Annotated in this window: 22 protein-coding genes; 8 read left to right on the top strand and 14 right to left on the bottom strand. The window is 70.9% G+C overall.

Annotated elements, in window-relative coordinates; translation table 11 throughout:
* Positions 1–10: 10 nt before the first annotated feature.
* From SK571_RS15250 to SK571_RS15230, 5 genes are all read right to left on the bottom strand, one after another.
* Positions 11–220 carry a DUF2795 domain-containing protein gene (locus SK571_RS15250; protein WP_319984716.1) on the bottom strand — a complete coding sequence of 70 codons (210 nt, stop codon included), beginning with the start codon at positions 218–220 and terminating at the stop codon, positions 11–13.
* 85 nt (positions 221–305) lie between these two features.
* Positions 306–983, bottom strand: coding sequence for an anti-sigma factor (locus tag SK571_RS15245; RefSeq protein ID WP_319984715.1), 678 nt, complete (start codon positions 981–983; stop codon positions 306–308).
* A complete protein-coding gene (locus SK571_RS15240; RefSeq protein ID WP_319984845.1) occupies positions 970–1,545 on the bottom strand; it encodes an RNA polymerase sigma factor in 576 nt (191 codons plus the stop codon). Before SK571_RS15240 ends, SK571_RS15245 begins: the two co-directional genes overlap by 14 nt.
* A gap of 112 nt (positions 1,546–1,657) precedes the next feature.
* Entirely contained in the window at positions 1,658–2,200 is a 543-nt protein-coding gene (locus SK571_RS15235; protein WP_319984714.1) for a hypothetical protein, read from the bottom strand.
* A gap of 126 nt (positions 2,201–2,326) precedes the next feature.
* Positions 2,327–3,928, bottom strand: coding sequence for a glycosyltransferase family 4 protein (locus SK571_RS15230; protein ID WP_319984713.1), 1,602 nt, complete (start codon positions 3,926–3,928; stop codon positions 2,327–2,329).
* Positions 3,929–4,146: 218 nt separating this feature from the next.
* Here SK571_RS15230 and SK571_RS15225 point away from each other — a divergent pair, with 218 nt between their 5' ends.
* Positions 4,147–5,442 carry a glycosyltransferase gene (locus SK571_RS15225; RefSeq protein WP_319984712.1) on the top strand — a complete coding sequence of 432 codons (1,296 nt, stop codon included), beginning with the start codon at positions 4,147–4,149 and terminating at the stop codon, positions 5,440–5,442.
* Positions 5,443–5,468: 26 nt separating this feature from the next.
* On the opposite strand, the gene SK571_RS15220 is transcribed toward SK571_RS15225, so the two are convergent.
* Complete coding sequence (locus SK571_RS15220) at positions 5,469–5,912, bottom strand: SRPBCC family protein (protein ID WP_319984711.1); 444 nt, start codon at positions 5,910–5,912, stop codon at positions 5,469–5,471.
* A gap of 104 nt (positions 5,913–6,016) precedes the next feature.
* Here SK571_RS15220 and SK571_RS15215 point away from each other — a divergent pair, with 104 nt between their 5' ends.
* From SK571_RS15215 to SK571_RS15205, 3 genes are read left to right on the top strand one after another with little or no spacing between them, the layout of a single operon-like run.
* Entirely contained in the window at positions 6,017–6,877 is an 861-nt protein-coding gene (locus SK571_RS15215) for an alpha/beta hydrolase (RefSeq protein ID WP_319984710.1), read from the top strand.
* Between the two features lie 28 nt (positions 6,878–6,905).
* Positions 6,906–7,469, top strand: a complete 564-nt coding sequence (locus SK571_RS15210; protein ID WP_319984709.1) for a redoxin domain-containing protein — start codon at positions 6,906–6,908, stop codon at positions 7,467–7,469.
* Positions 7,466–8,308, top strand: coding sequence for a cytochrome c biogenesis CcdA family protein (locus SK571_RS15205; protein WP_319984708.1), 843 nt, complete (start codon positions 7,466–7,468; stop codon positions 8,306–8,308). Before SK571_RS15210 ends, SK571_RS15205 begins: the two co-directional genes overlap by 4 nt.
* A 1-nt stretch (position 8,309) precedes the next feature.
* Here SK571_RS15205 and SK571_RS15200 read toward each other — a convergent pair whose 3' ends face one another.
* From SK571_RS15200 to SK571_RS15185, 4 genes are read right to left on the bottom strand one after another with little or no spacing between them, the layout of a single operon-like run.
* The gene (locus SK571_RS15200) at positions 8,310–9,569 is read right to left on the bottom strand and encodes an APC family permease (protein WP_319984707.1); all 1,260 of its coding nucleotides are present in this window, start codon (positions 9,567–9,569) and stop codon (positions 8,310–8,312) included.
* A gap of 55 nt (positions 9,570–9,624) precedes the next feature.
* Positions 9,625–10,005: a VOC family protein gene (locus tag SK571_RS15195; protein ID WP_319984706.1), complete on the bottom strand. Its 381-nt coding sequence runs from the start codon at positions 10,003–10,005 to the stop codon at positions 9,625–9,627.
* Positions 10,002–10,769 (bottom strand): arsenate reductase/protein-tyrosine-phosphatase family protein, encoded by a 768-nt coding sequence (locus tag SK571_RS15190; RefSeq protein WP_319984705.1) that lies wholly within the window; start codon positions 10,767–10,769, stop codon positions 10,002–10,004. Before SK571_RS15190 ends, SK571_RS15195 begins: the two co-directional genes overlap by 4 nt.
* Positions 10,770–10,823: 54 nt before the next feature.
* Complete coding sequence (locus tag SK571_RS15185; RefSeq protein WP_319984704.1) at positions 10,824–11,723, bottom strand: NmrA family NAD(P)-binding protein; 900 nt, start codon at positions 11,721–11,723, stop codon at positions 10,824–10,826.
* Positions 11,724–11,810: 87 nt separating this feature from the next.
* Here SK571_RS15185 and SK571_RS15180 point away from each other — a divergent pair, with 87 nt between their 5' ends.
* Positions 11,811–12,389: a TetR/AcrR family transcriptional regulator gene (locus SK571_RS15180; RefSeq protein ID WP_319984703.1), complete on the top strand. Its 579-nt coding sequence runs from the start codon at positions 11,811–11,813 to the stop codon at positions 12,387–12,389.
* A gap of 914 nt (positions 12,390–13,303) precedes the next feature.
* Here the strand turns inward: SK571_RS15180 and SK571_RS15175 are convergent.
* Entirely contained in the window at positions 13,304–13,966 is a 663-nt protein-coding gene (locus SK571_RS15175; protein WP_319984702.1) for a TetR/AcrR family transcriptional regulator, read from the bottom strand.
* A 100-nt stretch (positions 13,967–14,066) separates the two neighbouring features.
* On the opposite strand from SK571_RS15175, the gene SK571_RS15170 reads away from it, so the two are divergent.
* A complete protein-coding gene (locus SK571_RS15170; RefSeq protein ID WP_319984701.1) occupies positions 14,067–14,549 on the top strand; it encodes a YybH family protein in 483 nt (160 codons plus the stop codon).
* A 79-nt stretch (positions 14,550–14,628) separates the two neighbouring features.
* Here SK571_RS15170 and SK571_RS15165 read toward each other — a convergent pair whose 3' ends face one another.
* The 3 genes from SK571_RS15165 to SK571_RS15155 all read right to left on the bottom strand — a co-directional run bounded on the left by SK571_RS15165 (position 14,629) and on the right by SK571_RS15155 (position 16,993).
* The gene (locus tag SK571_RS15165) at positions 14,629–14,994 is read right to left on the bottom strand and encodes a DsrE family protein (RefSeq protein WP_319984700.1); all 366 of its coding nucleotides are present in this window, start codon (positions 14,992–14,994) and stop codon (positions 14,629–14,631) included.
* A 69-nt stretch (positions 14,995–15,063) separates the two neighbouring features.
* Positions 15,064–16,620, bottom strand: coding sequence for an HD domain-containing phosphohydrolase (locus SK571_RS15160; protein WP_319984699.1), 1,557 nt, complete (start codon positions 16,618–16,620; stop codon positions 15,064–15,066).
* Between the two features lie 43 nt (positions 16,621–16,663).
* A complete protein-coding gene (locus tag SK571_RS15155; RefSeq protein WP_319984698.1) occupies positions 16,664–16,993 on the bottom strand; it encodes a DoxX family protein in 330 nt (109 codons plus the stop codon).
* A gap of 61 nt (positions 16,994–17,054) precedes the next feature.
* Between SK571_RS15155 and SK571_RS15150 the strand changes: the two genes are divergently transcribed.
* Positions 17,055–17,942: a LysR family transcriptional regulator gene (locus SK571_RS15150; RefSeq protein WP_319984697.1), complete on the top strand. Its 888-nt coding sequence runs from the start codon at positions 17,055–17,057 to the stop codon at positions 17,940–17,942.
* Between the two features lie 228 nt (positions 17,943–18,170).
* Positions 18,171–19,202, top strand: a complete 1,032-nt coding sequence (locus SK571_RS15145) for a beta-ketoacyl-ACP synthase III (protein WP_319984696.1) — start codon at positions 18,171–18,173, stop codon at positions 19,200–19,202.
* Positions 19,203–19,206 lie beyond the last annotated feature (4 nt).

The following is a 19,206-nucleotide window of genomic DNA, read 5'->3' as shown; positions in this document are numbered from 1 at the left end:
AGGTTCCTGTTCAGGCTTCGCGGTCCTGGTCGACGGCGATCACGCCGAGCACCTCGTCGAACGACTCGTACAGGCCGTCCGGAACGGAGTGCAGCGCGTGCACGGTGTCCTCGTCGGCGTTGTTGCGTGACGCGTGGTCGACCAGCTGCCCCTTGTCCGCGGGGTAGGTCACGTCATCCAGCGCGGTGCGCAGGCGGTCGACTGTCGTCGTGTCGCTCATCGTTCTCCTCCAACTCGGCTCCTGACGCCTCCGGTTACCCACGCTTTCCCGCTGCTAACGTGCAAGCGCCGTCAGCCGGCGCGGCTCAGCCCAGCTGTCCCTGGAGCATGCTGGTTCCGTGCTCCTGCTGACCCCACCGTTGTGCGGACACGTCCACCACGCGGTAGGTGTTCAGGTCGACGGTCTCCGGTACCGGCATGTCGGCCTGGCCGTTCGCGAGCACGCCCAGCGGGATCATCGTGGTCACGCCGTCGAAGAGCCACACCTGGTACAGCCCGTCCGGTGCGGGCATGCCGTCGACGGAGACGCGCAGCACGGTGCGGCCGCCGGTGCGAACGACCCGTGCGCTGCCGCGAGCAGTGTCGGGAGCCGTCGTGAGCCGGGCCAGGTCCACCTGGGCCAGCACCTGCTCGGAGATCGCCGGATCGGTCGTGAACCGGTCGACCGCGACCGCGCCTGCCGCGCCGATGACGGCCGCCGCGGCCGCGACGGCGAGCAACGTACGCCACCGATGAGGCCGGAGCGGGACGACGGACGAGGTGTCCTGCCCGGTGTCGGCGGCGATGCGGGCCCAGACGTCCTCGGAAGGCAGGGACAGGTCGCGTTCCACGCGGGTCTCGCGGCCGAGGGTGGCGACCTCGCGGAGTGCCGCCAGTTCGGAGCGACAGGTCGCGCAGGCGCGCAGATGGTCCTCAACGGACTCGTCCGGCACCGGCTCGCCGAGGGCCAGCAACGTGAGCAGGCCGGGGTCAGCGTGCGCCACCGTCCACCTCCCAACGCTGCCTGAGCCTGGTCATCCCGCGGCGCAGATGGCTCTTCACCGTGCCCAGCGGCAGGCCCGTGGTCGCGGCGATCTGCTCGTGCGTGAGGTCGTCGTAGAAGGCCAGGAGCAGCACCTGTCGTTGCTGGGGCGGCAGCTCGCCGATGGCCTCCAGCACCACCATCCGGTCGACGATCCGTTCGGGTCGCACGGGTTCGTCGGACGGTGAGCCGCCGCCGGTGCTGTGCAGCACCCGGACGACGTGCTCGTCGCGGGTGTGCGACCGCAGCAGGTCGATCGCACGGCGGCGGGCGATGGTGAGCAGCCAGACGAGCAGGCTGCCCTTGGCGGGGTCGAAGCTCTCCCTGCTGCGCCACGCCGTCACGAACGTCGTCTGCACCACGTCCTCGGCGTCCGCACGCGACGGCAGGCTCGACGACGCCACCCGCAGCACCGCGGGGGCGTAGCGCTCGTAGACCGCGCGCAGCGCGCCTTCGTCGCCGGCGACGAAGGACTTGGTCGTCTCGTCGACGGTGTCGGCGGCGCCGGTCATCACGGTGACCACCGCGGGCAAGATCCCACCACCTGACCGAATCCAGAGGCCGCGGACGGGGTTCGCCCGACGGCCGGGGCAGGTCCGCCCGCGACGCTGCGGGCGGGCCCGGACCGGGAAGACCTCAGCGCAGGACCGGGTTGCCGTACCCGATGACGAGTCCCGCGGTGAACGCCGTCACGCCGAACGTGGTGTTCAGCACCGACGCGGCACCGGGCGTGAGCGCGAGCGTGACACCCTGAGGCGTGGCGGCGCCGATGGTGAACAGGTCGGCGCGCTGCCGGAAGTTCACCAGGCCGGACAGCACCCCGCTGTTGAGGTCGATCGTGTAGTTGGTCAGGTACAGCCGAGTGTGTCCCGCCTGCAGCACGAGCCCGCCGACGTGCTCGATCGTGCCGTCGGACGGGTCGCCGACGATGGCGAAGCTGATCGCCGATCCCGTCCTGCCCGCGAAGACGGGTTTCACCTTGACGCCCAGCGAGGTCAGCGCCGCCGCGGCGGCGGGGTCGAGCGTCAGGTCGGTGCGCCCCTTGAAGAAGTTGCCCCACGCCTTGCCGTTCGAGGTCGCCGCGGAGGCCGGGGCGGCGGTGGCGGGTGCGGCCAACGCCGCGCCACCGGCGAGGGCGATGCCGAAGGCGACTGCGGCAGCGATCATGCGGTTGCGCATCGAAAGCACTCCTCATTGGTCGTGCGGAACAGTTCACGAGGGGTACGACCGGTACTGCCTCCGCGGATGCACCTGCCGCAGAATTTCCCGGTGTCGTCGAGCAGTGGCGATCGAGGAGCTTCAGCATCAGGACGTCCCTGACAGCCGGTGGTAGAGCGCCGCGAACGGGTCCGCGACGGCATCGATGTGGAACCTCTCACGCACGGTTCGCTGCCCGGCTGCCGCGATCGGTGCGGTCGCCGCGCCGAGACCTACGGCCTGCGCCAGCCCCTCGCCCAGTGACCGTGCGGTCGAGGTGTCGATCAGGAACCCGTTGCGCCCGTGGTCGACGTAGCAGCGCAGGCCACCGCGCTGCGGGCCGACCGCGAGCAGCCCGGCTTCCATCGCCTCCAGCACCGCGATGCCGAACTCCTCCTTGGCGCTGGCGCAGGCGTAGACGTGCGGTGCGCCGGAGGACGGCGCCGTGGCCGCCAGTTCGTGTTGCAGCCGCCTGATGTCGTGGTTCGACCAGGCGGACAGGACCGCGAGCCGTCCGCGTGCCGAAGGCGCGGAACGGGACAGTTCCAGCACTTCGTCGAGCACCGCCTGCTCGTCCGGTGTCCGGTCGGTGGAGGAGCCACCGATGATCACCAGAGCGGTCGAGCGGTGCAGACCCGCCTCCAGCCAGGCGCGCACCAGCAGTGGCTGCTGTTTCATGGCGTGCAGCCGTCCCACGTTGAGCAGGACGGGCAGGCCTGCGGCGGAGGCGTCGAGACGGGGGAGTGCCGCCGGTGCGAACAACTCCCGCACCAGCGGGTGTCCGGTGGGTGCCGGTGACGGTGCGATGCCTTCTTCCAGCGCGCACAACGTCGCCGGATCGAGCCGCGGGAAGTGCGTCAGCACCTCGTCCTGCTTGCCACCGATGGTGATCACCTGGTCAGCGCGCTCGACCAGGTGGTCGGCCGCGCGCACGCGGTGCAGGTCGAACCGCATGGCCGCGAGGTCCGCGGTGCCCTCCGGATGACGCTCGGCCAGGTGCCGGTGCGGGTCCGGGGTGACGGTGAACACGAGCTTGGCGCCGAGCAGCCGGGCGGCGTCGGCCACCGCGAGGGACCCGTCGTCGGAGTAGCGGACGTGCACGACGTCCGGTGCCAGACCGCACTGCCGCAGAAGTCTCGTGAGCCACCAGGTGATTCCCGCCCGATGACGTGCCATGTCCGGCTGAGCGGGTGCGACCGGCGAGTCGACGGGCACGTGCACCGTCCAGTGGTCGCGCCCGGCGTCCTTCCGCACGGTCACGGTGGTCGGCTCCGGTGCGAGCACCACGGTGACCACACGACCGATGTCCTCGCGCCGCACCAGCGCGTCGGCCAGGGAGGCGAGGAACACGGTGAGACCGCCGCTCGCGCCCTCTCCCGGCCGGGCCGTTCCGCCGATGAGCATCGACTGCGCGACCGTCGGCCCGGTCGCGGGCGGGGCCACCGGCAGCGAGATGTCGTCATGCAGAACGTCGAGCATCAGTTTTTCATAGGGGGAGCGGGGATCGGCGTCGACCGGCTCACCCAGCGCGTCCAGGTAGCGCCACAGCGCCGGACCCGTGGCGATCGCGCGTGCCTCGCCGGGGTTCAGCGGCGTGAGCCGGTGCAGTGTGGACGCGTCGAGCAGCCACGTGGTGACCTCGCCGTCCTCTGTGGACATGATCGCCCGGCGGACCTCGGCGGTCGTCGCGTGAGCGCCGTGCGTCTGCACGGTCGCGGGGATCTGTTCGCAGGTAAGGGAGAAGGTGGCCGGACGTGGATCGCGGAGAAGGGTCGCGATCAGCTCGTGTGGGCTCGGAACTTCGGTCTCGGCCCCTCGGGATTCCAGTGCTCGCTGTACCTCGTGATGTGTCCGCACCTCTGGTGTTCGAACCGAACGGGCCGGTCGGATCGAACTAATTTTCAGTCACAGCAACAAGGAGGAGCCCGGTGCCGGGATTCGTCGTGGTCAGTCCGCCCTTCCGCTCGCACGCCCAGCCCATGTCCGTGTTCGCCACGTCCCTGAGCACGGCGGGGGCTCAGGACGTGACGTTCGCCTGTGGCGCGGAGTTCGCCGATCTCGCGCCCGATGTTCCTTTTGAGGACTTGAGAACCACGCGCGACTCGAACAGCGGCATCGCCGAGCGAACCGCGCAGGACGCACGCTCGGCCCGTGATGTCACCGACTTCCTCGAAGCCACGAAAGGAGGTGCGGCGGCGGCACTGCTGGCGCAGACGCGGCGGCGCAGAGCGGATCCACTGGCCGCGCCGGACCAGGTGTTGCACGCTCTTCGTTCGCTGCACGACCGGCTGCGGCCGGACTGGTACGTCGTGGACCAGATCGACTACGCCACAACACTTGCCTTGCACGCACTCGATCTGCCGTTCGTGTCTTACGTCACCGGGCATCCGACGTACTTGGTCGCACAGGACGACCAGTTCTTCGGACTGCCGCAGGTGTGGCCGTCCGCGGTGCGCCCGTCACCGGAGGAACTCGCTGAACTGGCCGCAGAAGTGCGCCTCACCGATCGCGCTCTCACCGCCGCGTTCACGAAGTTCCTGCGCGACTTCGCCCCGCGGCCGGTGCCGCCTCGCGCGTTCGCCATGACCTCCTCCCACGCCGCGGTCGTGAACTACCCGGAACTGCCCTGGCTGCCGCCGTTGCCGGCACATCAGGAGCAGATCTTCCTGGGCCACTGCACGGCTCCCGAACCACTCGACGACGCGTGGCTCGATCGCGTGCGCGGACGCCAGGTGGTCCTCGTCGCGCTCGGCACGTTCCTGTCCGCACGACACGATGTTCTGCGCACGGTCGTCCGCGGAGCCTTGCAGATCCCCGACCTGACCGTGGTGGTCGCCGCGGGAGGCCGTGTGGCCGAACTGGCTGATCTGGCCACCGATCCGCGTGTGGTCCTGGAATCCGTCGTTCCTCAGCGCGCGCTGCTGCCGCACGTCGCCGCGATGGTTCACCACGGTGGCAACAACTCCTTCACGGAATGTCTCCAGGCGGGGGTTCCCGCGGTGGTGCTGCCGTTCTCCAGCGACCAGTTCTGCATCGCCCACGACGCCGAGCGGACGGGCGCGGGAGTGTGCCTCGATCCCAACACCGCCGCACCGCAGGACGTGACGAAGGCGCTGCGGTCGTTGCTGGAGGAACCCGAACCGTTCGCGGTGTTGCGCGACAACGTCCGAGCCGCCGGTCCTGACCGGGGCGCCGCACGACTGCTGGACGTGCTGCATCGTTGATGGGACAACGCTTCTGGCTCATGTCGTCAGACGTTCGTGCCGAAGAGCGCGTGCAACCGCTCCAGGGACCGTTCCATCGACACCAGGTTGCGCCTCGGGACGGGGGAGAGGTCGAAGAACAGAGGAAGGCGCGCGGTCGACCAGTCGAACGTCTCCGTGACCTCCGTGGTGCCGTCGGCGAGCGGTGTGAGCCGCCACCGCCAGCGGTGCCCGTTGATGTGGCGCCACGCGATCAGCCGGTCCTCCTCGAACTCGACCACGGTGTTCTCGATCCGGTACGCCAGGCCGATCTTCATGTCCATGCCGAACGCCGATCCGAGCGCCAGCCTCTCGGGCGCACTCGGCCGCGGCGCGCGGACGGACCCGGATCCGTCGATCAGCGGGTGCTTCGACGGGTCGGCCAGCAGGTCGAAGATCCGGTCGGCGGTCGCGTGCACGGTCCTGGTGGCGGAGACGCTTCTCTTGGGCACCTTTCCAGCCAAGCACCGGCGACCGGAGCTTGCATGATGAGCGGCCAGGTCACAGGTACGCGCGCGGTTTGTTCAGTGCGCTGAGCATCTGCATAATGCTCAGCGTGCTGAACGATTTGTCCTGGCCGCGCCGCCTGGCGGCCGCGGCCTGCGTCGGCGTTCCGCTCGTCCTCCTGGTCGCCGGGTGGGGGCCGTTGACCGCGGGGCACCCCGCTCACCTGGTGCTGTTGGGCGTGGCCGCCGTTGGTGGCGTCGCGCTCGCGTTGTGGCGGCGAACGCCGTCGTGGCTGGTCGTGGCGTCCGCGGTCGTCCTGCTCGCACCGCTGCTGTACCTCCAGCCGTTCCGGGCGACTCAGGACGGGGACGGCGCGACGGTGCTGCGGCCGGACGGTCCGGTGCGGGCCGGACTGGTGTTCCACCCCGGTGCGAGGGTGGACTACCGCGCCTACCTCCCGCTGCTGCGTCGCGTGGCCTCGCAGGGATTCCTGGTGGTCGTGGTGAAGGAACCGCTGAACATCGCACTGCTGAGCGGCGACACGGCGGCGCTGCGTGCCGAACACCCCGAGGTACCGGTCTGGGCGGTCGGCGGGCACTCCCTGGGAGGCGTGGCCGCGGCACGGGACGTCCTCGCGGACTCGTCGGTGCGGGGCTTGGTGCTGTGGGCGTCCTACCCGGTCGACGACCTGTCAGGTCGCGATGGGCTCGACGCGTGGTCGATCCACGGCCAGCAGGACGGCTTCACGACACCGCAGGACGTCGCCGACTCGCGGAACCTGCTGCCGGCGGACACGCGGTTCGAACAGGTTTTTGGGGCCGTGCACGCGTTCTTCGGCGACTACGGCGACCAGCCGGGCGATGGCGTCCCGACCGCGTCCCGGGCCGAAGCCCAGGACAAGATCGTCGCCCACACCACGGCCGCCCTCGCCGAAACGGGTCGTTCGGTTTCCGCGATTCGTAATAACTGACCACCCTGGACTGCGGCACGATCACACCATGCCCGGAATTCGTGTCACGGCTGTCTCGTTCGCTCTGCTCGCCGTCCTGGCCGCGTGCGGCAGCCCGGCGAGCTCACCCGGTCCCGCGTCGGCTCCGCCGGCCACGTCCTCGGCGAGCACCGTGCCGTCGTCGAGCGGCACCTCCGCGGTGGCGGCCGCGCCGGAGCAGCTGAAGTTCACCGCCAAGACCGTCGACGGCAAGGACATCTCCGGGGCGGATCTCGCCGGCAAACCGGTCGTGCTGTGGTTCTGGGCGCCGTGGTGTCCCAAGTGCCAGCGGGAAGCGCCGGGCATGGCCGCGGCCGCGAAGGAGCACGGCGAGAAGGTCACGTTCCTCGGCGTCGCCGCGCAGGACCAGGTGCCGGCGATGCAGCAGTTCGTGCAGCGGTACGGGCTGCAGTCGTTCCAGCACGTCGCCGACGTCGACAGCGCGGTGTGGAAGCGCTTCGGCGTGACCGCCCAGCCCGCCTACGCGTTCGTCAGCGCGGGAGGGAAAGTGGAGATCGTGACGAGCCAGCTGTCCGAGCAGGACCTGAAGCAGCGGCTGAGCGCGCTGGCATGACGCAGACACTGCTGGTGGCCTTGGTGGCCGGCATGGTCGCCACGGTCAACCCGTGCGGGTTCGCGATGCTGCCCGCCTACCTGGCACTCGTCGTGACCGGTGCCAGCGAGCAGTCCCGTGCCCGGTTGCTGACCAGGGCCGTCGTGTCCAGCGCGATGATGACGCTCGGGTTCGTCACCGTGTTCGGCCTCTTCGGCCTGGCCTTCTCGGTGGTCGCGTCGTCGGTGCAGCGCTACCTGCCGTTCGTGACCGTCCTGATCGGACTCGCGCTCGTCGTGCTGGGCGTGCTGCTGGTGCTGGGCCGGGAGATCACGGTGCTGGTGCCCAAGCCGGCCAGGGGAGCACCGAACCGGCACGTCGGGTCGATGTTCGGCTACGGCGTGGCGTACGCGATCGCGTCGCTGTCCTGCACCATCGGCCCGTTCCTCGCCGTCGCGGGGTCGACGCTGCGCAGCGGCGAGGTGCTGGACGGCGTCACCGCGTTCCTCGCCTACGCGGCGGGCATGGGCCTGGTGGTGACCGTGCTCGCGGTCGCCACCGCTCTGGCCAGCGACGTGGTGACGCGACGGGCCCGGTCGCTGCTGCCGCACGTGTCCCGGCTGGGTGGCGTGCTGCTGGTGCTCGTCGGGGCGTACGTGGCGTACTACGGCGTGTACGAGCTGCGGCTCTTCTTCGGAGACGGCGACCCGGTCGATCCGGTGGTCGACGCCGCTGGACGGCTGCAGGGGTTGTTCGTCGACTGGTTCGCCACGATCGGACCGGTGCCGTTCGTCGTCGTGCTCGCGGTGCTGGTGGCGGGCAGCGTGGTGCTCGTCCGGCGGCGCAGCCGGACGCGATGAGTCAGCGGTGCAGCACCAACAGACGCCCGAGAAGGCCCACGGCGAACATCGCCAGTCCGGCGATCACGGACGGCAGGGGCAGGGTCGCGACGAGCGTGACGCAGCCGGCGGCGCCGAGCACGTTGAGCGCGCGGGGCCAGCGGCGTTGATCGTCCGGCTGGCTCGCGGCGGAGAGGTTGGCGATCAGGTAGTAGACCAGCACGCCGAACGACGAGAACCCGATCACGGACCGCAGGTCGGTGGTGAACACGAGGACGCTGACGACGACGGCAAGCGCGATCTCCGCGTGGTGAGGCACCTGGTAGCGGGGGTGGACTGCCGCCAGCCAGTGCGGCAGGTCGCGGTTGCGGGCCATCGCGAGGGTGGTCCGGCCGACACCGGCGATGAGCGCCAGGAGCGCGCCGAGACTGGCCAGCGCCCCGCCGATGCGGACCACCGGGGCCAGACCGGGTGAACCGGCGGCCGTGATGGCCTCGGTCAGAGGCGCTGCTGCTGCGGCGAGCCGGTCGGGGCCCGCGGCGAGCAGCGCGGCGCCGCCGACGAGGACGTAGACGACCACGGTGATGCCCAGGGCGATCGGGATGGCACGGGGGATCGTGCGCTGCGGATCGCGGACCTCCTCGCCCATGGTCGCGATGCGGGCGAACCCCGCGAAGGCGAAGAAGAGCAGCCCGGCTGCCTGCAGCGTTCCGTAGATCCCGCCGGTGCCCAGCGCGCGCCAGCCCCCGAGGTTGTCGGCGGTCGCCGCGCCTCCGACCGCGATGCCGACGAGGATGGTCGCGAGGGCGATCAGCGTGGCGGTGACGAGGACACGGGTGAGGGCGGCGGTTCTGGTGACACCGCGGTAGTTGAGCGCCGCGAGACCGATCACGCCCGCGACCGCGACGAGCCGTTGTGCCCACCAGGGGCCGGGGACGGCGTAGGTGGCGAACGTGAGCGCCATCGCGGCGCAGGACGCGGTCTTGCCGACGACGAAGCCCCAGCCCGCGGTGAACCCCCACCAGTGGCCGAGCTGTTCGCGGCCGTAGACGTAGGTACCGCCGGACGTCGGGTAGGTCGCGGCGAGCTGCGCGGAGGCGGTGGCGTTGCAGTAGGCGATGACCGCCGCGATCACCAGGCTGATCAGCAACCCGGTGCCGGCGGCCCGCGCGGCGGGGCCGAAGGCGGCGAAGACCCCGGCGCCGATCATCGAGCCGAGGCCGATGACCACCGCGTCCCTCGTGCCCAGCCGGCGCGCCAGCCCTGGTGCAGGTGAAGTCACCGTACGTCCTCACGTTCCCGGTCGTCGTGCCGATTCTCGTCGTGCGCCGCGGAGGTCATCGCCGTGGCTGGAACAGTTCGACGAAGTTCCCGGCGGGATCGATCAGCAGGATCTGACTGCCACCGGGCCCGGTGACGACGTCGTTGCGGAAGCGGATCCCGGCCTGGCGCAGCCGGGCGACCTCGGCGTCCAGGTCGTCCACGACCAGGTGGATCCGGTTCCAGCCACCCGCCACGGGAACCTCGCCGTCCGGCATGGGACGCCCGCCGGAGCTCGCCGGACCGGACAGCAACAGCCGCAACGGCCCGCGCACGACGTCGGCGAAGGCCGGAGCCGCCGACGAGCGCAGGGTGAACCCGAGATGGGTGGTGTAGAAGTCGACAGCGGCCTGGACGTCGTCGACCAGGTAGCGCACTTGCGCGAAGTCCTCGGTCATGATCGCGTCTCCTGTGTGTGGGCGAGGTTCTGCAGCAGGAACCCGATTCGGGTCGACAGCTCCTCCGCCGCGCGGCTGAAAGCGGGGCGACTGGCCTCGGGGGTGGCACCCGCCGCGGACGGGTCGGGCATGCTCCAGTGCACGAGATCGGAAGTGCCCGGGAACTCCGGGCACACCTCCCTGACCTTGTCGCAGAGGCTGATGACGTGGTCGAAGCGCTGCCCGGCGAACTCGTCGAAGTGTTTGCTGCGGTGCCCGGACAGGTCGATGCCGTACTCGCGCATCACCACGAACGCGTTGGGGTGCAGCGGTTTCGGGTGGCTGCCCGCACTCATGACCTCGACCTGCGGCGCGCGGCGGCGCAGGAGCGCTTCGGCCATCTGGGAACGGGCGCTGTTGCCGGTGCACAGGAACAGCATCCTGCCCCGGACCGCGCCTTCCGCCGGTGGTGGCGGCGGCACGAGTTCCAGGGCCGGGTGCAGGCCCTGCCCCGTGTCGGCGAGCAACTCCGCGCACCGGCCGAGGTCGAGGCGGTAGTAGGTGTCGCGGCCATCAGCGGAGCTGCGGCGACCGGTGACCAAGCCCCCGGAGCGCAGCTTGCGCAGGTGGTAGGACACCAGGCTCTGCGGCTGGCCCACGGCGGTGATCAGATCGCCGACCCGCTGGTCGCTCCGGGCCAGCTCGCGCAGCAACTCCCAGCGCAGCTGCTCCCCGGCGAGGCGGAGGAACTGCGGTGCGCCCGGAGTTCGGCGGTCGGTGGCCACGCGCCGAAACTACATCAATCCAGGTTGATTGAACACTCCTGAACTGCAAGGCGCTCAGCGGTCGGTCTGCTGCTTCGCCCAGTGGGCGAAGGGGGTCATCGGGATGCCGAAGCGGGCCGCGACCGCCGGGTCGGCGGCGATCTCGGTGTCGTTCATGCCCGCCTGGTTGGCCAGGAGCTGAGGCAGCATGCCGCGGGCCTCGCCCTGCTCGACGGTGACGTGCTCCACGTGCGCGGGCGCGCCGGCGGCGGTGAGCGCGTCGGCCATCTCCCGCAACGACAACAGCTCACCGGCGAGTTCGATCGCGTTGCCGTGGAAGCGGGCGGGGTCGGCGAAGGCGGCCGCCGCGGCGGTGCCGATGTCGTCGGGGGTGAAGACCGCCAGGCGCTTGTCCGGGTCGAGGGCGGTCACGATCGCCTCGCCCGTCATGTTCTCGAACCAGATCGACGGGCGGCGCAGGTTGGACGCGAAGAACGCGGGCCGCAGCTCGGTCCACGCGTCGAACCCGCTGTCCGGCAACGCCTGCCCGACGGCCGCCTTGCTCAGCCAGTAGTGCGGGTCGCCCCGGTGTGCGGCTTCACCCAGCGCGGCGGCCCGCAGGTAGTCGCCGAGTCCGGACACGGAGGAGTGCACGAACTGCGCCACCCCGGTCCGGCGCGCGGCCGCGACCAGGTTGAGTCCCATCACCCGCTCGGCGTTCGACCCCAGGTCCGCCAGACTCGGGGTCTGCACCGAGAACACCGCCCTGGCGCCCCGCAGCGCGGCCACCAGCGAGTCCGGATCGGTCAGGTCGCCGGACGCGAGCTCGGCCCCCGCCTCGGCGAGTGCCTGGGCCGCGGCCACCTCGGGCCGCCGCACCAGCGCCCGCACCGGCACCCCGTCCGCCAGGAGCCGCCGTGCCACGAATCCGCCCTGCTGCCCGGTCGCACCCGTCACGACCACCACGTCCGTCATCACTGCCTCCCACGGAAATGGGGTGTGCCCCCATTTATGGCTGCTAACATATGGGGCCTGACCCCAGTTAGCAAGCGGGAGCGGTGGATGAAGACCTTGCGGGCCGACGCCCAGCGCAGCCGTGAACGGATCGTGCAGGCGGCCGAGACCGCGTTCCGCCGGCACGGCGTGGAGGCCTCCCTGGAGGCGATCGCGAAGGACGCGGGAGTGGGTTCGGCCACCCTGCACCGCCACTTCCGCTCGCGCCGCGAACTCGTGGAAGCGGTCTTCCGGGGCAGCACGAACGCGGTCGCCGCCGAGGCCACCCGCCTGGCGGCCGAACAACCCCCGGGACCGGCGCTCTTCCACTGGCTGCAGGCGGTTCTGCGCTACACGCTGGCCAACCGGGGCCTCGCCACCACCCTGGTCCCGCTGCCGGACGAGAACCACGAGGGCTACTGCGGCCACGACGCCCTGAGTGCCGCGGCCGAGCCTTTGCTGGTGGCGGCCAAGTCGGCCGGGCAGGTGCGCGCGGACGTCACCGCCGTGGACGTGCTGTCCCTGGTGAACGCCATCTCGTTGCTGGCCGACCGGGATCCCGGAGCGGACGCCGAACGCCTGCTGGGCCTGGCGATCACCGGCATCGCCCCGAGCGCGTGCGCCGAGCAACTAGGGCGTGCCCCGTAAGTCCGTCCGCGATCGTCGCGGCCGAGGGCCCCGGAGGCGGCACCGCCGCAAAGCCCGAATACGCCCGGTATGAGGGCATTGCGGCGGCACCGCCTCCGGGTCTCTCGACCGTGGCTCTCATCGAACGGACTTACGGGACACACCCCAGGCCTGCTGGGGCGAGATTCCAGCCGTGGGCGCTCGAGCCGGCGGCAACCTCGTTCCCGCACAGGTCAGGCCCGCCGCGGCAACCGGGGCCGCGGCGGGCGAGGTGGGACTCGACTTCGGTACACGGGAAACGAACGATCAGGACATGGCCGGCTCGCAGCACGGGGACTGCTCCGTGTGCTGCCGTGGCGATCGCCTTGATCGCGTCGCGAGACGCAGACCGGTTGTCGCGCCGAGGCGGGAACCGGCAGAGCGAGAGGCGAACAGCCACAGCGGACGAGTCGTACCCTGCCCGCTATCACCTCCTGCGTGGCGTTCGTGGTCCACCGTTCACCCTGTGCGCGGAGGAGAACGCTCCCGCGCGCCGACTCTGCGTGATGTCCGGCTGAGGTCCCCGGACAGCCGGACGGAGGACCTCGCCGCCGGTACCGGCGGTTCCGGGTGGCGAGGATGCCGGCGAGCAGGCCGAGGGTGGTGTCGACGGGGCGGCCGGGCGGACGGATCGGCGAAGTTGGCAGCCACGATCGCGTCGAACTCCGCCCGCACCCAGTCGAGGTCGGCGGCGACAACGTCCGCGAACACACGTCTGTCCGTGTGGAACGTCGTTCCACCCCGGGGGTGGAGGTGCGGAACACCGCTTTCGCTGACCATCTCGATCACTCCCAGGCAACTGTCACCAGGTCTCTGACCGACACTTTTCTTATAGTACGCAACGCAAATCGTGTCAAGCGGTTCCAGATGGACAGACGACGACGGGGTGATCGCCGTCAGGACGAATCGCCCCGGACCGAGGGCAGGCCGGCGGCCGTCGCCGCGATGAAGCGTTGCAGTGTCGGCCGGAACGGGGGGAACACCGCCGCGATGCCGGGTTCGCGGGCGTAGAGCTCGGCCAGCGTCGGCGGTGGCTGGGACAGGGGGTGGAGCCTGCCGACGAACGCCCCCGCGGCGAACACCACGGAGGAGCCGTCCCTGCCGGTCAGCTCCGGGCAGGCGGCCATGATCTGCTCGCCGACGCGCGCGTACATGTCGATCGCCCACAGCTTGTAGGTGTGCAGGACCTCGAGCGAGACGTTGTGCTCCAGCATGGTCTCCGCGTGGCCGATGAGGTCGCAGTACAGCGGCCGCTCGGCGAAGGAGTCCGCCAGCGCGGAGGCCATCGAGTCGATGCCGGAGGCACTCCTCAGCCGGTCCAGCACCGCCTCGGCCCAGTCCGTGCCGTCGCGCATGGTGAGCTGCAGGTAGATCTCTTCGCGGGTGCCGAAGTAGCGCAGGACGTTGGACTTCACCAGGCCGACGGCGGCCGCGATGTCACCCAGGCTCACCTGGGCCACGCCCTTGTCGAGGGCGAGGTCGCGGGCAGCCGCGAGGATCGTCTCCCGCCGCTGCTCCTTCTGGTCCGGGCGCCGTGCCCGCCGGAACGACGCTTCCATGTCGCTGGGCACCCTACCAGGCGGTTTTGTTAAAAGTACGGTGTTCCTTTATCGTCTGGCCGGTCAGCACGACACCCTGCGCGGCCGGAGGCCACGACCGATGACCCAGCACCAGCGCTCCCTGTCCGCGACGGTCGACGAGTTCGTCGACGCCTTCAACGCCAACGACCTCGACCGCGTCATGGCCTTCTTCGCGGACGACGCCGAGTACGAGCCGGGCGACGGCGCGCAGCACCGGGGCAAGGCGGCCATCCGCGCGGAGTTCGCGCCCCAGTTCGCCGGCAGGTACGGCGCGATGCGCTTCGACGTGCACGACAAGCTCGTCGACGAGTCCGGGCGACGCGCGGCGATCCGCTGGGCGTGCCGGATCGACGTCTCCGGGCGGCACGGCCGCGGCGTCTTCCCCCTCCTGCGGTTGCTCGGGCTGCTGCGGTACGGCCCGCGCATGGTCTGGCAGGGGATGGACGTCTTCCACTTCGACGCCGAGGGACTGATCACCGGCAAGTACTCCTACGCGAACTTCAAGATCCCGCCGATGAAGCGCGACCGCGGAGCACCGTGGAGCACTCCCGCGGCGGCGTGACTTCGTTGCAGGCAAAGCGGAACAGGTGCTCAGGCGACCTCGGGCACCTGTTCCGGCGATCTGGGGGAACCCGCCACGTTCAGTAGCTGAACGTGGTCGCGGGCTCGTCGCCGATCCACTTCCACAGCGGGATGGTGCCGTTGACCTCCGCGCCGGGAATGAGGTGGTCGGCGTCGAGTTGCTTGGCGTTGAAGCAGAGCGGGCAGACGTAGTAGCGCCCGCCCGCTGCCTCGTAGCGCTGGAGGAGGTCTTTCAGCGGCGGGCAGCCGTCGCAGGCGACGCCCGCGGCGAAGCCGGTCAGCGAGAGGCGTACGGCCTCCTTGGACAGGAACATCATCGTCTCGCGCCCGGTCTCGGCGGCGCCGATCGCGACGAGGAACGCGACGGTCACCTTCTCCGCGTCCTCGAGCCCCGTCGACAGACTGATGACTGCTTTGTTCGACATGACCTGCTCCTTTTCGTCGGTGACACGACGTTAGGAGCGGGGGAGGGCCCGTGTCGTCGGGCGTTCTCCCTACAGATCGAGCGGGTCGAGCAGGCCGTTGCGCAGCGCGAACAACGTCGCGGTCGAGCGTGACGACGCCCCGGTCTTGGTGTAGATCCGCTCGATGTGCGTCCCTGCCGTCTTGCGCGAGATGCCCAGCCGGTCGGCGACCTCGCCGGTCTGCGCGCCGCGCGAGATCAGGATCAGCACCTCGACCTCACGCGGGGTGAGTCCCGCCGGACCCGACACCCGCCGCCGGGCGCCGTTGCCCGCGGCGGCGAGGACGGTCTCGGCCGCGTCGCCGTCGAGCGCGCCGGTCCGGATCGCCTCCCGCACCGCGCTGACGGCCTGCTTGTCGGTCAACGCCGGCCTGTGCGCCCTCGGTTCGAGCATCGCCCGGTACGCGCACGCCGCGGCCAGCAGGCGCCCGGTCATCGGCACCCCCGCGGCGGACAGGCCGCGGTGGTAGCCGTTGCCGTCCATGCGCTCGTGGGCCGTCGCCGCGATCGTGCCCAGCCTGGCCAGTGCCGCCGGACGGGCGAGGACGCGCTCGGTGTAGTACGAGCTGAGCCGCACGCGCTCCCAGTCGGTGGCCGACAGCGGTCCCGGCTGGTCCAGGATCGTCGCCGGCACCCCGTGCAACCCGATGTCGTGCAGCAGGCCCGCGCGCCGGGTGGCGATGACGTCGCCCGCGGGGAGCCCCATCGACCGGGCCGCCGCGCCGGCGAGGTCCGCGACGCCACGGGAGTGCCCGGCCCGCGAGGCGCAGCGCAGGTCGGTGAAGTCGGCCAGCGCTTCCAGCGCCGTGTCCAGCTCGCCCTCCGTCAGAGGGCGCCGGAGCCGCGGATCCGCTGCGAGCACGTCGATCCCGGTGCCGGCGTCGGACAGCACCTCGGGGGCGTGCGCGACGAACGCGTCGACCACATCGGGCGCGAACTGGTGGCCGCGTCGCGCTCTGGCGACTTCGAGCGCGCCCTCGACGCCACCGGTCCGGTGCCGGACCTCGACCACGTCGGCCAGGTGCAGCAGGCGGACGATCGGCGCGATGTCCGGGCCACCCACCCCCTGCGGCACCCCTCGCCCGTCCCAGCGGGTGAAGAACTGCCGCAACGCCGTCACCACGTCCGGGCCGAGCCCGAGCCGCTCCGCCAGCGTCGAGGTCGTCGTGCAGTGCGACTGCATGCCCTGCATGATGTTCTGGCCGCCGGTCGTCAGGATCGTCGTCGCCACCCGGAGCCGGTGCCACATCGGCCTGCCGCGACCGGCACGGCGCAGGAAGAAGCCGAACCCCTCCAGCCCGGCGAGATCGGACCCGTAACTGTCGGCGCGGAAGGCGATGTCGTCGCCGAACGACGCGGCCACCTCCGGGGAGTCCGCGACGCAGCCGACCCAGGCGAGCATCGAGACGTAGAAGAGCGACCGCCGCTGGTCCTCCGGCAGGCCCATGCGTTCGGCGAGCCGCTCCGCGATCCGCCACGACCGGAGGACGTGCTCCATCGGCTGGCCCAGCCCGAGGTCCGTCGCCAGCGAGAACGCCGCCAGCAGTTCGCCCAGGTGGATCCCGGCATCACGATCGGCATCCTCCACCGGCGCAGAGTAGCTGCGCGACGTCGGTTCGACCGTCTGGAAGTCACCACTGACTGACGAGCGAAGCGGCGGCGAACCCCAGGAACACGGCCGGGTACACGATGTTGCGCAGCGCTCTCCGCTGCACGTGCAGCGCCACCGCCCCGACGAAGAACAACGTCAACCCGCCCGCCGCGGCGACACCGACGTGAGGTACCCCGGCGAGCCCGGCGGCCAGGCCCAGGGCGCCGGCGGCCTTGAGCACGCCGAGCGGCAGGATCCACCCGGGCGACATGCCGAGCTTCTTCGCGTTGTCGCGCACGAACCCGGCGCCGGCGAAGTCCGCGGTGGCCGCACCCGCGTTGAGTGCGATGGTGACCAGTTCGACGATCATGTTCCCACTGTCGGCGTGGAAACCCGTGCCCGTCCAATACCCGCCGCCATAACCTTGCGGAATGGACGTGGACACGAGGTTGCTGCGCTACTTCGCCGCCATCGCCGAGGAGGGCAACCTCACGCGCGCGGCGCAACGCCTGTTCGTGTCGCAACCAGCACTGACCAAACAACTCAAGCACCTGGAGTCGCACCTGGGCGTGCGGCTCTTCACGAGGTCCAGCACGGGCATGACGCTGACCGACGCGGGTCACGCGCTCGCCGCCCGCGTGCCGCCGGTGCTCGTGGCCTGGGACGAGGCGGTGGCCGAGACGAGGACGGCCGCCCTCGTGCTGCGCGTCGGGTTCCTGTCCAGCGCGGCGAACGAGGCGACCCAGGACATCGTCGCGGCCTTCCGCGAGCGGCGGCAGGGCTGGCGGGTCGACATGCGGCAGTCGCCGTGGTCGGACCCGACCGCCGGGCTCGCCACCGCGGAGGTACCGGTCGCGCTGCTGCGCCTCCCGTTCCCCGGGCAGGAGTCGTTCGGCGTGCGGTCGTTGTTCCACGAACCCCGTTGTGTGGCTTTGTCTTCCACGCACCCGTTGGCGGGACGCGACGAGATCGCCTTCGCCGAGCTGGTCGACGAGCCGGTCGTCGCCGCGCCGGGAGGCAACGGGGTCTGGCGCGACCACTGGCTCGCGATGTCCGAAAGGGAGGGTCGGGAGGTGCGCGTCGGTGCCGTCACGGAGCAACCCGACGAGTTCCTGAACGCGATCGCCCACGGTGACGGCATAGCACTGGTTCCGGCGTCCACCGCCCGCTTCTACGCGCGGCCCGGTGTGGTGTACCGACCGGTAACCGGTGTCAGCCCCAGCGAGGTGGGCGTGGCGTGGCAACCGGACGCGGACGAGGCCGTCACGGACTTCGTCCGGTGCTGCCTGGCACTCACCCGGACCGACCCTCAGGTGTGACCGCCGAGCCAGGTCCGCACGTCAGGGACCTGTACCGGCGAGTAGGGGACTACCGGCGGCGACGGGACGCACTGTGGACGACCGAACCTGAGTCGTTTTCACATCGGCATTCCTTGTGCGCCAACGGATTCGCTACCGGCGAGTAACCACCGGTCGTCACGTGATGAACCGCACCGGGCGTGTCACCGCCCCGTCCGGCTCGGGTACTTTCGGGCTCAGTTCATCCACATGCTGAGAAGAGACGACCCGTTGACCGAGCACGCCGAGCGCCCGATTCCCGTCCTGGAAGCCGTAGCTGGCTGCGTGCCGCCCAGGGTGGTGTCGAACGACGACCTGCCGGCGCACTGGGACACCAACGACACCTGGGTGCGCAGGCGGACCGGGATCGGCACCCGGCACTGGGCCGAGGAGGGCACGTCCACGGGCGACCTCGCGCTGGCCGCGGCCGAAGCCGTGCTGGCCAAGTGCGAGACCAGGTCGGTCGATCTGGTGCTCGTGACGACGTCCACGCCCGACCACCCGATTCCGGCGATGGCACCCGCGCTGGCCGCGAAGCTGGGGCTGGCCGGCGTCGCGGCGTTCGACGTCTCCGCGGTGTGCACGGGTTTCGTGTACGGGCTGGCCACGGCGAGCGGAATGATCGCGTCGGGGATCGCCCGGCGGGTGCTGCTGGTCGCGGCCGACGTCTACTCGACGTTGATCGGCCCGGACGACCGCAGCGCCGGTGTGGTGTTCGGCGACGGAGCCGGTGCGGTGGTCCTGCGCGCGGGTGAGCGGGGCGAGCCGGGCGAGGTCCTCGGCTTCGACCTGGGCAGTGACGGTACGGAACACGACCTCATCACCGTGCCGGGCGGCGGAGCGCGCGATCGGGCGGAGCCGGGCCGGTACGGAGAGCCGGACCGGCACTTCCGGATGAGCGGGCGCGAGGTCTACCAGCACGCCATCACCCGGATGACCGAATCGTCGCTGGCCGTGCTGAAGAGCGCGGGGTGGACGACGGCGGACGTCGATCGCCTTGTCGCGCACCAGGCCAACGCCCGGATCCTCTCGCTGGTCGGCAGCCGACTGTCCATTCCGGACGAGAAGGTCGTCGGCAACATCGAGAGGGTCGGCAACACCGGGGCCGCGTCCATCCCGCTCGCACTCGCGGACGCGGTGGCACGCCAGGAGATCCACGCCGGGGAACGGGTGTTGCTGACCGCGTTCGGAGGCGGTCTCACCTGGGGATCCGCCGTGCTGGTGTGGCCGGAAGCCGACTAGGCGC

Source organism: Lentzea kristufekii, from assembly GCF_033949925.1.
In the GTDB taxonomy this organism is placed as follows: domain Bacteria; phylum Actinomycetota; class Actinomycetes; order Mycobacteriales; family Pseudonocardiaceae; genus Lentzea; species Lentzea kristufekii.
This window is presented reverse-complemented; position numbering and strand designations above follow the sequence as displayed.